General features: G+C 70.4%; 12 protein-coding genes and 1 pseudogene. 5 read left to right on the top strand and 8 right to left on the bottom strand.

Going from position 1 to position 11,911, the window contains the following annotated elements; genetic code table 11:
• The first annotated feature begins 342 nt into the window (after positions 1-342).
• From M3Q23_05870 to M3Q23_05855, 4 genes are all read left to right on the top strand, one after another.
• A complete protein-coding gene (locus M3Q23_05870) occupies positions 343-615 on the top strand; it encodes a type II toxin-antitoxin system Phd/YefM family antitoxin (GenBank protein MDP9341624.1) in 273 nt (90 codons plus the stop codon).
• A complete protein-coding gene (locus tag M3Q23_05865; protein MDP9341623.1) occupies positions 608-886 on the top strand; it encodes a type II toxin-antitoxin system RelE/ParE family toxin in 279 nt (92 codons plus the stop codon). The genes M3Q23_05870 and M3Q23_05865 overlap by 8 nt, the downstream gene beginning before the upstream one ends.
• Before the next feature lie 248 nt (positions 887-1,134).
• A complete protein-coding gene (locus M3Q23_05860; protein MDP9341622.1) occupies positions 1,135-1,569 on the top strand; it encodes an ester cyclase in 435 nt (144 codons plus the stop codon).
• 32 nt (positions 1,570-1,601) lie between these two features.
• The gene (locus M3Q23_05855) at positions 1,602-2,384 is read left to right on the top strand and encodes an alpha/beta hydrolase (protein MDP9341621.1); all 783 of its coding nucleotides are present in this window, start codon (positions 1,602-1,604) and stop codon (positions 2,382-2,384) included.
• A gap of 111 nt (positions 2,385-2,495) precedes the next feature.
• Here M3Q23_05855 and purL read toward each other — a convergent pair whose 3' ends face one another.
• The 8 genes from purL to M3Q23_05815 form a co-directional block, all read right to left on the bottom strand.
• A complete protein-coding gene (gene purL / locus M3Q23_05850) occupies positions 2,496-4,694 on the bottom strand; it encodes a phosphoribosylformylglycinamidine synthase subunit PurL (protein ID MDP9341620.1) in 2,199 nt (732 codons plus the stop codon).
• Positions 4,695-4,698: 4 nt separating this feature from the next.
• Entirely contained in the window at positions 4,699-5,403 is a 705-nt protein-coding gene (purQ, locus tag M3Q23_05845) for a phosphoribosylformylglycinamidine synthase subunit PurQ (protein MDP9341619.1), read from the bottom strand.
• A gap of 2 nt (positions 5,404-5,405) precedes the next feature.
• The gene (gene purS, locus M3Q23_05840) at positions 5,406-5,693 is read right to left on the bottom strand and encodes a phosphoribosylformylglycinamidine synthase subunit PurS (GenBank protein MDP9341618.1); all 288 of its coding nucleotides are present in this window, start codon (positions 5,691-5,693) and stop codon (positions 5,406-5,408) included.
• A gap of 1 nt (position 5,694) precedes the next feature.
• Positions 5,695-6,588, bottom strand: coding sequence for a phosphoribosylaminoimidazolesuccinocarboxamide synthase (locus M3Q23_05835; GenBank protein ID MDP9341617.1), 894 nt, complete (start codon positions 6,586-6,588; stop codon positions 5,695-5,697).
• Complete coding sequence (gene purB / locus M3Q23_05830; GenBank protein MDP9341616.1) at positions 6,585-7,895, bottom strand: adenylosuccinate lyase; 1,311 nt, start codon at positions 7,893-7,895, stop codon at positions 6,585-6,587. The genes M3Q23_05835 and purB overlap by 4 nt, the downstream gene beginning before the upstream one ends.
• A complete protein-coding gene (gene purE / locus M3Q23_05825; GenBank protein MDP9341615.1) occupies positions 7,892-8,305 on the bottom strand; it encodes a 5-(carboxyamino)imidazole ribonucleotide mutase in 414 nt (137 codons plus the stop codon). Before purE ends, purB begins: the two co-directional genes overlap by 4 nt.
• 74 nt (positions 8,306-8,379) lie before the next feature.
• Positions 8,380-9,666, bottom strand: coding sequence for a phosphoribosylamine--glycine ligase (gene purD / locus M3Q23_05820; GenBank protein ID MDP9341614.1), 1,287 nt, complete (start codon positions 9,664-9,666; stop codon positions 8,380-8,382).
• Positions 9,667-9,670: 4 nt separating this feature from the next.
• Positions 9,671-10,942: an adenylosuccinate synthase gene (locus M3Q23_05815; GenBank protein ID MDP9341613.1), complete on the bottom strand. Its 1,272-nt coding sequence runs from the start codon at positions 10,940-10,942 to the stop codon at positions 9,671-9,673.
• Between the two features lie 572 nt (positions 10,943-11,514).
• On the opposite strand from M3Q23_05815, the pseudogene M3Q23_05810 reads away from it, so the two are divergent.
• Positions 11,515-11,787 (top strand): annotated as a pseudogene (locus tag M3Q23_05810) (peptidase S8).
• Positions 11,788-11,911: the final 124 nt, after the last annotated feature.

Raw genomic sequence — 11,911 nt, 5'->3', positions numbered from 1 at the left:
GGAGATGGCCGCGATCGGCCCGCGCATCAAGGGCCACAGGTTCCACGGTGAGTGGAACTACACGATCGTTCCGCCGTCGGGCCACCGGCTAACTACAGTCATGTAATTCCGTTCCGGAGCCTTACCTGTACCGGCGCGACCTCGGCGAAGACTCTGCCATCGATGCGGCCCGTGTCCTCGCGGCGGGCATCGAGAACCCCCACCTCCAGGGCTTGATCGACCCGGACGGCCCCCCGCTCCTCGACGACCGCTCGGCAAGGTCGGGCGCCCAGAGGAAACCCAACGACCCTCGGACTGACCAGGCCTCAGAGGCGCTGATCAGAATTCTGTACACTTCACGACATGGCGAAGACGGTGCCATTCACGGAGGCGCGCTCCAGGCTGAGCGAACTGCTGGACGATCTCGAACACCGGCATGAGCACGTCGTGATCACGCGCAACGGCCGACCGGTCGGCGTACTGATCCCGGCGGCCGAGCTGGAGGCGATCGAGGAGACGCTGGAGATCCTTCAGGACGAGGATCTCCTGCAAGCGCTCCGCGAGAGCGAGGAGGACGTCCAGGCAGGGCGCCTCAGCACGCTCCCCGAAATGAGGCAAGAGCTCGGTCTTGGCTGAGCTCCTCCTCACTCGAAGGGCCAAAGAGGATCTGAAGGCGCTCCCGCGGCTCGTGCAACAAGCCGTGGACGAGACCCTGACGCTCCTCGAAGCCGAGCCCGAGACCCTCGGCAAGGAACTTCGAGGCTGGCTCCTTGGCCTGTGGTCATGCCGCGTCGGCAGCTACCGGATTCTCTACACGATCGAAGGAGGCGAGGCCCGGACCCGCGTCGTCGTGCGGGCGATCAGGCACCGAGGCATCGCCTATCCCAAAAGCCATGCCAGGCGGTGATGTTGAGCAGAACCGGGAGAGCGATCCGGTCCCAAGGAACGTGAGGCGGGATGACTCGAACCATCGACCCGCGAATCATGATTCCGCGAAAGAGCAAGCCGTCTACCAGCAAGCACGGACCCGCCGCACCGGGCCGAACCGAGCGTTACGCGCAGTCCCTCCGCAAGCTATGGGATCGGGCTGGCGTGAGGTCCTGAAACAGACATTCAGCCGGTAGATTCCCTCTCATCGTCACAAAGGGGGCACGGATGGGGCTTGAGGAGAACAAGGCGGTCGTCCGCCGCTTCGTCGAGGAGATTCCGAACAAGAGGAATTCGGTGCCAGCCGACGAGCTCCTCACCGCTGGATTCGTCTTGCATTTCCCGAACATGCCTGCGGTGGAAGGGATTGAGGCCTTCAAGGAAGTTCCAACCGCCATCCTTTTCGCCTTCCCGGACCTCGTGGAGACGATCGACGATCTGGTCGCGGAAGGGGACTACGTGGTCGAGCGATTGACGCTGCGCGGCACCCACCTCGGGGAGTTCATGGGCGTCGCCCCCACAGGAAAGCCGGTTTCGTGGACCGCGATCGCCATCTACCGGCTGGAGGAGGGGCGGATCGCCGAGTGTTGGGTCGAGCCGAACCTCCTCGGTCTCGCGCTCCAGACGGGCGTGGTCTCGGTGCCCCGCGGGCTGTTGGCTTGACCGGCTCGCATGGAGGTTGAACAGTTCATCTCATGGGCGAGGTCCACGTCAACGGCGTCAGGCTCTACTACGAGGAGCATGGGCGAGGCGACCCGATCCTGTGCATCCACGGGACGTCGTCCTCGGCCATGGTGTGGCGGCCGGCGGCGATCGACGAGCTGTCGGGGCTCGGCCGGGTGATCTGCTACGACCGGCGCGGGTGCACGAGGAGCGAGCGGCCCGATCCGTACGAGACGAGCGTCGTCCAGCACGCCGAAGACGCGGCGGCCCTGCTCGACGCCCTCGAAGCAGTGCCGGCCGTCGTGATCGGGCGGAGCTACGGTGGCGAAACGGCGATCGAGCTGGCGTTGCGGCATCCCGCGAGCGTGCGGGCCCTCGTCCTGCTCGAGGCGGCGTTGCTGACACTCGACGAGGAGGCCATGGCGTGGGCCGAGGAGCTGCGGGCGGCGGTCGAGGAGGCGGCTGCTCGCGACGTGTCCTCGGTGGCCGAGACGTTCCTCCGCCGCGTACTCGGTGACGAACAGTGGGCGTCATTCCCCGATCCCCTCAAGCAGATGTTCGTCGACAACTCGCCGGCGATCCTCGCCGAGTTCCGCGGCCCGTGGGTCGAGGCGACCACCGCGGACCTGGCCCGGATCGACGTCCCGACGCTGCTCGTCGCAGGTGAGGGATCGCCTCCTGCATTTCGGCGCGTGACCGAGCGCATGGCCGCAGCGATCCCGAACTCGCGAACGATCCTCGTAGGCGGCGGGCATTTCATCGACCCGGGCGAGCCCGAGGTCCTCACGTTCGTCGGCGAGGTCCTCGGACCCTGATCGAGCACTCCAGTAGCCGCGAGTCCTTGCGGCCCGCCCGCGAGTTCGTCGCCAGAGAGGGCCCGCGTGACCAGGGAAAACAGGAGTGGGCCTGGTGGGACTCGAACCGCTTCAGGATTGGAGCAGCTTGGGGATGGCGGCCTCGTAGAGCGCTCGGGCGTCTTCGACCGTGAGCTCGAACTGCGTGTCGAAGACCATGCGGGGGCCGCCCGTCTCGCCGATCCTGGCGAAGGGCGTGTGGTGGTCACGGCACAGCGCCTCCAGCGCGGCGGCGTTGCCCGGACGGACGCTGACCACGACCCGGGACGCCGACTCGGAGAACAGCGCCACGTGCGGCGGGAGGTCGCCGGGCAGCGCCACGGCGAACCCCGTCCCGGTGGCGATGGCGCACTCGGCCAGCGCAACGGCGAGGCCACCGTCGGAGCAGTCGTGCGCGGAGGCCAGCACGTCGCCCCCAGCCGCCTCCTGGAGCAGCTCCAGCAGGTGCCGTTCCCGGTCCAGGTCCAGGGCAGGTGGCCGCCCCGACACGCGTCCCAGGACGACCTCGGCGTACTCGGAGCCGCCCAGCTCCGGCAGCGTCTCCCCGAGCAGGTAGACGACCAAGCCCGGCTCCGGGAACCCCGTTCGGACCAGCAGCCGGTAGTCCTCGACCAGGCCCAGCATGCCGACCACCGCCGTGGGATACACGCTGGAGTCGCCGGACTCGTTATAGAACGAGACGTTCCCGCCGGTGACGGGCGTGCCGAGGGCCCGGCAGGCGTCGGCCATCCCGCGAATGGATTCCGCGAACGCCCACATCACCTCGGGCCGCTCCGGGTTCCCGAAGTTCATGCAGTTGGTGATGGCGAGCGGCTTCGCGCCCACGGCCGCGACGTTGCGGGCCGCCTCCGCTACCGCGTGGGCCGCCCCGAGGTAGGGGTCGAGCGCGCCGTACCGGCCCTTGCCGTCCGTGGACACCGCCATGGCCCGCAGCGACTCCTCGATGCGGATGACGGCGGCGTCCGCGCCCGGCCCCAGCACGGTCTGGCCCTGCACCAGGGAGTCGTACTGCTCGAACACCCACCGCTTGCTGGCCACGTTCGGGGAGCTCAGCAGGGCCAGCAACGCTTCGCCCACCGGGACGCTGGGGGTCTCGAAGGTGGGGTCGTCGTCCTGGAGTTCCTCCAGTCCCGCCGGCGGCGACATGGGCCGGTGGTACTCGGGGCCCTCCACGGCCAATGACTGGGCGGGCACCTCCGCGACCACGGCGCCGGCCAGCCTGGCCCGGACCAGGCCGCCGGGGGCGACCCGGCCGACCACGGGGGCGGGCAGCCCCCACTTGCGGCACAGGGCGGTGACGGCATCGAGCCGGTCCGGCCTGACCACGGCCAGCATCCGTTCCTGGGACTCCGAGGTCAGGATCTCGAACGGCTCCATCCCCTGCTGGCGAAGCGGGACGGCGTCGAGGTCGAGGTCGGCCCCCATGCCGGCCCGGGACACCGACTCGCTCACGGCGCAGGTGATGCCGGCACCGCCGAGGTCCTGGAGTCCTTCCAGCAACCCCGCCTCGATGAGCTCCAGGCAGCACTCGATGAGGAGCTTCTCGACGAACGGGTCGCCGATCTGGACGCTGGGGCGGCTGTCCTCGGCGTCGTCCTCCAGGGTCCGCGACGCCAGCACGGAGACGCCGCCGATCCCGTCCCGGCCGGTGCTCGCGCCGATCAGCACCAGCAGGTTCCCCTCGCCCTCGGCCCGGCTGCGCATCAGCCGGTCGGCCGGGGCCAGGCCCACGCACATCACGTTCACCGTGGGGTTCGCGGTGTGGCACTCGGCGAACGCGATCTCGCCGCCCACCGTGGGGATGCCGACGCAGTTGCCGTAGTGCCCGATCCCCGCCACCACGCCGTGCAGCAGGAGCCGGTTCCTGGGGTTGTCGAGCGGGCCGAACCGCAGCGGGTCGAGCAGGGCGACGGGGCGGGCGCCCATGGACAGGATGTCTCGGACGATGCCGCCCACGCCGGTCGCGGCGCCCTGGAACGGCTCCACCGCGCTGGGATGGGAGTGCGATTCCATCTTGAACACCGCGGCCAGGCCGTCACCGAGGTCCACCACCCCGGCGTCCTCGCCCGGGCCGACCAGGATGCGCTCGCCCTCGGTGGGCAGCCGCCGGAGGTGCACCTTGCTGGACTTGTAGGAGCAGTGCTCCGACCACATCACGGAGTACATGGCCAGCTCGGTGCGGTTGGGCTCGCGGCCCAGCGTGTCGCACACGGCCGCGTACTCGTCGTCGGTCAGGCCCAGCGCGCGGTGCAGGGCGTGTTCCGTCTTCACGCCCTCACGCCCGAACGAGCGCCTGTTCCAGCAGCGAGGTCAGCAGGGGCTGGCCGCCGACGGGCCCGGTATCGGGGTCGACGGCGTGCTCGGGGTGGGGCATGAGCCCGACCATGTTGCCCCCTTCGTTGCGGAGGCCGGCGATGGCGTTGGTGCTGCCGTTGGGGTTGCGCCCCCCGTCCAGGTCGCCGTCCGGCGCGCAGTACCGGAACAACACCAAGCCGTCGCCCTCGATCCGGGCCAGGTCGTCGTGGGAGGCCACGAACTGGCCCTCGCCGTGCTTGACCGGCACCTCCAGCACCTCGCCCGCCACCAGCCCGGCCGTGATCACCGACAGCGAGGTCTCGACCCGGACATGGACGCGGCGGCACACGAACTTCAGGCCGGCGTTCCGGATCAGCGCGCCCGGCAGCAGGCCGGCCTCGCACAGGATCTGGAACCCGTTGCAGATGCCGAGGACCGGCCCGCCCGCCTCGGCGAACTTCCGGATCGGCTCCATGACGGGCGCGAACCGAGCGATCGCGCCGGTCCGGAGGTAGTCGCCATACGAGAACCCGCCAGGAAGGATCACCGCGTCGACGCCGTGCAGGTCCGGGTCGGCGTGCCACAGCGCCACGCCCTCGGCCCCCAGGAACCGCACCGCGCGCAAGGCGTCCCGGTCGTCCAGCGACCCGGGGAACGTGACGACGCCGACGCGCGGCCGCAGCAAGCTCACGATGTCGCCTCCGCCTCGTACCTCGTCCAGCCCTTGGCCGATCCGTGCTGAACGTCGACCTCCTCGATGACCGGATTGGAAAGCAACTGGGCGGCGATCTCGTCCACATCGGCCAGCGCCTCATCCTCGCTCTCCGCCTCGACGTCGAGCTCGATGTGCTTGCCCACCCGAACATCCGACACGTTCGTCCAGCCCAGGTGGGGGAGGGAGTCCTCGATAGCCTTGCCCTGGGGGTCGAGCAGCCCGCCCTTCAAACGGACCACCACGTCGAAGTGGTACTTCACGCTACGCGGCTCCTATCCGTTCCAGATACGCCGACCACGGCTCGCCGGTGAGGCGTTCGTACGCCTCGCGGTACCTGGCGGCCGTCTGCTCCGCGACGTCGGCGGGGAGCTGCGGCGGGGGCGGCTCGTGGTCCCAGCCGCTGGCGTCCAGCCAGTCCCGGACGTACTGCTTGTCGAACGACGGCTGCGGACCGCCGGGCGCATACCGGTCGGCCGGCCAGAACCGCGACGAGTCCGGGGTGAGCACCTCGTCGCACAGGATGAGCTTGCCGCCGGCGAACCCGAACTCGAACTTGGTGTCGGCGATGATGATGCCGCGCTCTCGCGCGATCGCCGCGCAGTGCTCGTACACGGCGACGGTCAGCTCCTTGAGCCGCTCGGCCAGTCCCTGGCCGACCAGCTCCCCGGCCTCTTCCAACGAGATGTTCAGGTCGTGACCCTCGGCCGCCTTGGTGGCGGGCGTGAAGATCGTCTCGGGGAGCCGGTCCGACTCGCGGAGCCCTTCCGGCAGCGGGATGCCGCACACCGACCCGGACGTCCGGTACTCCTTCCACCCGGACCCGCTCAGGTAGCCCCTGGCCACGCACTCGATCGGGACCATCTCCGCACGCTTCACCAGCATGGACCGGCCCGCCAGCTCGGGCTCGCCCGTGAACGGCGCCGGGAACTCCCGGACGTCCGCCGTCAGCAGGTGATTCGGGACGATGCCGGCGGTCCTGTCCAGCCAGAAGAGCGTGAGGGCGGTCAGGCCGCGCCCCTTGTCGGGGATGGCCGTGGGCAGCACCACGTCGAACGCGGAGATCCGGTCCGTGGCCACCAGCACCAGCCTGCCAACGCCGGCCTCGTAGATGTCGCGGACCTTGCCGCGTGCGTGGATCTCGGCCATCACGCTCATCCCGGCGAGACCTCCAGCTTCTCCAGGCGGTCGAACACGGCGTCCAGGTTCCCCACCGCCGCCGCCGGATCGAGCAGCGCGTCGAGCTCGGCGGCCGGCAGGAGCTCGGCGACCGGCGCTTGCCCGAGGAGCTCCGCCCGGAAGTCCGCGTGCTCGTCCCACGCCGCCGCCGCGGCCCGCTGCACTGCGGCGTACGCCTCCTCGCGGGACAGGCCCCGTTCCACCAGCGCCAGCATGACGCCCTGGGACAGCGACGCGCCGCCGGTGGCCTCGATGTTCCGCCGCATGCGGTCCGGGAACACCCGAAGCCCCTCCATCACGCCGGTGAACAAAAACAGCATGTAGTCGACCAGGATGGTGGAGTCGGGAAGGATGACCCGCTCCACCGAGGAATGGGAGATGTCGCGCTCGTGCCATAGCGCAACGTCCTCGAGTGCGGCCTGGAGGTTGCCCCGGACCACCCGGGCCAGCCCGCACACCCGCTCGCTGATGATGGGGTTCCGCTTGTGCGGCATGGCCGAGGAGCCCTTCTGCCCGGAGGCGAACGGCTCCTCCACCTCGCGGACCTCGGTCCGGGCCAGGTGACGGATCTCCAGCGCGAACTTCTCCAGCGACGACGCCGTGATGGCGAGCGCCGCCACGTACTCGGCGTGACGGTCGCGCTGGAGGATCTGGGACGACGCCTCGGCGGGGCGCAGGCCCAGCTCACCGCATACGTACTCCTCGACACGGGGGTCCACCCGCGCGTACGTGCCCACGACACCGGAGACCTTGCCCACCGAGATGACTTCCCGGGCCCGGCGAAGCCGTTCGCGGTCCCGGTCCAGCTCGAACGCCCACAGGGCCAGCTTGTGCCCAAGGGTGGTGGGCTCGGCGTGGACGCCGTGGGTCCGGCCCATCATCACCGTGTCTCGGTGCTCCAGTGCCCGCCGCTTTACCACGCCCAGCAGCGCCTCGACCCGACCGAGCAGCAGGTCCGCGGCGGCCCGGAGCTGGAGCGCCAGCCCCGTATCCAGCAGGTCGCTGGAGGTCATCCCGAAGTGGATCCACCGGCCCGCCGGCCCCACGGTCTCCGCCACGTTCTGGACGAACGCGGCCACGTCGTGGTTGGTGGTCCGCTCCAGCTCGTCCACCCGTTCCACCGAGAACGATGCCCGAGTGCGAATGGCCTCGAGGTCTTCCGAAGGGATCAGGCCCTGCCGGGCCCAGGCCTCGCAGGCCAGGACCTCGATCCGGAGCCAGTGCCCGAGCCGCGCCTGCTCCGACCACACCGCGGCCATCTCGGGCAGCGTGTAGCGCGGGATCACAGCTTCAGGCCCTCCGCCAGGTCCTCCTTGAACCTCCGCAGCCGAACCCGCACCGACTCGTCGCGCAGCCCCAGGATCTGGGCGGCCAGCAGGGCCGCGTTCACCGCGCCGTCGATGGCCACCGTGGCCACCGGCACGCCGCGGGGCATCTGGACCGTGGAGTAGAGCGCGTCCGCGCCGCCCAGGTACTTCGTGCCGATGGGGACCCCGATGACCGGCAGCACCGTGCGGGCCGCGACGGCGCCGGCCAGGTGGGCCGCCAAGCCGGCCCCGCAGATGATCACCTGGAGCCCTCGCTCCTCGGCCAGGCGGGCGTACTCGTCGAGCTGGTCGGGGTTGCGGTGCGCGGAGATGACGTTGACCTCGTTCGGGACCTCGAGCTTGTCCAGGATGGCCGAGGCCTGCTGCATGACCGGGAGGTCCGAGGCGGAGCCGACCAGGATGCCGACCAGCGGCAGGTGCCCGGAAGCGCCGTCGCCCACGCTCACGCGTGCCCGCCCACGCCGGCGCCCACGTCCGCCGCGATGTCACCTCGGAAGTACATGTCCTGGAACGAAACCATCGAACACGCCTCGTACGCGCGCTCGCGGGCCACGGCCATGGTTGGACCGAGCGCGGAGATCGCGAGCACTCTTCCCCCTGCCGTCAGCACTCTACCGTCCCTGGCCGCGGTTCCCGCGTGGAACGGGAAAACTCCTGGTAACGAACGAGCCGCGTCCAGGCCGCCGATCTCCAGGCCGGTGCGGTACGCCCCCGGATACCCGCCGGAGGCCACGACCACCGTCACGCACACCTGCGGAATCCACTCCGGCCGCTGCGCGGCGAGGTCTCCCTCCACGCAGGCCATGAGCAGCTCGGCGAGGTCGGAGCCCAGCCGGGGCAGGATGGCCTCGGTCTCCGGATCCCCGAACCGGCAGTTGAACTCGAGCAGGCGCGGCCCGGCTTCCGTGAGCATGAGCCCCGCGTACAGCGCGCCGCGGTACGGAGTCCCCTCGTCGGCCAGGGCCCGGACCGCCCGCTCCACCACGTCGCGAACCACCGCCGCCCGGGTCGGCTCGTCCACCCAATTCACGGGGGAGTAGGCGCCCATCCCGCCGGTGTTGGGGCCGGTGTCCTCATCTCCCGCCCGCTTGTAGTCCTGGGCCAGGGCCAGCGGGACCACGTCGCGGCCGTCGGTGACCGCGATCAACGAGATCTCCCGCCCGGACACGAACTCCTCCACCAGCACCCGCGAGCCCGCCTCGCCGAACACCCGTTCCTGGAGGCAGGCCCGCAGGGCCGCGACGGCGGCCTCCCGGTCCTCCGCCACGGTGACCCCCTTGCCGGCGGCGAGGCCGTCCGCCTTCACCACGTAGGGCGGGTCCATGGCGTCCAGGAACTCCACCGCCGGGCCGAGCTCGGTGAACGCGCGGGACCGGGGCACCGGGATCCCGTGGCGTTCGCACAGGTCCTTGGCCCACGACTTGGAGCCCTCCAGGCGAGCGGCGTCCCGGGACGGCCCGAAGACCCGCAGGCCGCGTGCCTCCAGCTCGTCCGCCACCCCGGCCACCAGGGGCGCCTCCGGTCCCACCACCGTGAGGTCGATGGATTCCCGCTCCGCGAAGCCGGCCAGGCCGGGCACGTCGGCGGCCCCGATGGGCACGCACGTCGCCACCTCGCTCAGGCCGGCGTTGCCCGGGGCGGCGAACAGGCGCCCGACCGTGGGGCCTTGGGCCAGCTTCCAGGCCAGGGCGTGCTCCCGCGCCCCCTGGCCCACCACCAGCACCTTCATGCCCTCACATCACCAGGCTCTGCTCGCGGGACGGCCCCACCGACACCACCGAGACGGGGACCCCGGAGAGGTCGGCGATCCGCTCGACGTACTTCCGGGCCGCCGCCGGCAGGCCCTGGAACGAGGTGACCTGCTCGAGGTCCTCCCACCATCCCTCGACCTCCTCGTACACGGGCTCCGCCCGGTGGAACAGCGACTGGTGGGGCGGCATGTCCTCGAACAGCTCCCCGTCCGCCCGGTAGGCCACGCAGACCTTGAGGGTGGAGAACCCGGTCAGGACGTCGAGCTTGGTGAGGAACAGCTCGGTCAGTCCGTTGATGCGGGCCGCGTACCGGAGCAGCACGGCGTCGAACCACCCGCAGCGGCGGCGGCGGCCGGTGGTGGTGCCGTACTCGTTGCCCCGCTTGACCATGGTCTCGCCGGTTTCACCGGTGTCCTCTGTGGGGAACGGGCCCGATCCCACCCGGGTCACGTACGCCTTGGTCACGCCGATAACGCGGTCCACCTCACGGGGCCCCAGGCCGGCGGAGGCCAGCGCACCGCCCGCCGCGGGGTTCGACGAGGTCACGAACGGATACGTCCCGTGGTCCAGGTCGAGCAGCGTGCCCTGGGCCCCTTCGAGCAGGACGTGGCGGCCCTGCCGGAGCGCGTCGTACAGCAGCTTCGAGGTGTCGGCGATGTGCGGGGCCAGGCGCTCGCCGTAGCCCATGTAGTCGGCCACGATGGGCTCGGGTTCCAGGGGCAGCCGGTTGTAGACCTTCGACAGGATGAGGCCCTTCTCCTTGAGCACGACGTCCAGCTTCTGCCGGAAGATCTTCTCGTCGACCAGGTCCTGGACCCGCAGGCCGATCCGGGCCGCCTTGTCCGCGTAGGCCGGGCCGATTCCGCGCTTCGTGGTGCCGAGGGCATGGCGGCCCAGGTAGCGCTCGGTGACCTTCTCCAGCTCCAGGTGGTACGGCATGATCAGGTGGGCGTTGCCGGAAACGATCAGGCGCGACGTGTCGATGCCACGCGCCTCCAGCGCGTCCATCTCCTCCAGCAGCACACGCGGGTCCACCACCACGCCGCCCGCGATCACCGAGGTGATGTGGCCGTAGAGGATCCCCGAGGGGATGAGGTGCAGCTTCAGCAGCTGCCCGCCGGCCAGCACGGTGTGCCCGGCGTTGTTCCCCCCCTGGTAGCGGACCACGAAGTCCATGTGGTCGGCCAGGAAGTCGGTAGCTTTGCCCTTCCCCTCATCGCCCCACTGGGCGCCCACCAAGATCGTCGCCGGCATCGCCGCCGATTCTAGTTGGGGCGTCCAACCCGGCCGGTGCCGGGGGTCGCGGGCTGGCCTTTCGCAGCCCCCAGGTCCACAATCGACATTCGTCGAACAGTGAATTTGGGGGTGGGGGGACCCTCGGGTCCCCCAGGGGTCTCCAGAGGGGAGCGCTCATGGAACGGCCCGCGAAGCAGCCCGTATCGGTTCGTCACGGCGCGCGGTTCCGAGGGGGAGCCAGCAGAACGATCCGGAGGGTGTCGGTCCTCGCCGTCATCGCCGTCGTGGTGCCCCTGGCGGCGCTGGCCGCGCCAGCGGCCTCGGCCGCCACAGCGACCCGCCCGGGCCCGGCCCCGGTCAAGGCACTTGCCGCGGACGAGGGCCCCGGCGGATCGAGCACTACCCTCCCGTCCGGGGTCCGCGCGCATCACGGGCCCGGCGGGGAGATCGACGTCAACGTCTGTCCCGACCCGGAGCCCGGCCACGCGACCTGCCTCTCCCGGCTCCGTATCGACGCGGCGGCCAGGGCGAGCAGGCCGGTGGGGTTGGGGGGAAGGATGACCCCCAACACCCTGGGCGACGGCGGAGCATACAGCCCGGCGTACCTGCAGTCGGCCTACAACGCGCCCTCGGCCACCGCAGGATCCGGCCAGACCGTGGCCATCGTGGACGCCTACGACGACCCCAACGCCGAGGCCGACCTGGCCACCTACCGGTCCCACTACGGCCTGCCAGATTGCACCATCGCCAACGGATGCTTCACCAAGGTGGACCAGTACGGAGGGACCAACTACCCGGCTCCTGACGGTGGATGGGCGGTGGAGATCTCCCTGGACCTGGACATGGTGAGCGCGCTTTGCCCGAAAAGGGGGTATCCATTTTGGTCCAGTACCCCAAGATGTTGGGGTCAGGGCCGTCCGCCCTTGATGGCGCGATAGGGGGCGGGGTCGGTGGCCACGGCCTGCTCCATGAGGCGATGAAACAGCA

Source organism: Actinomycetota bacterium, from assembly GCA_030774015.1.
Lineage (GTDB): Bacteria > Actinomycetota > UBA4738 > UBA4738 > JACQTL01 > JALYLZ01.
Note: the sequence above shows the minus strand (reverse complement) of the source record. Positions and strands in the feature narration are given on the sequence as shown.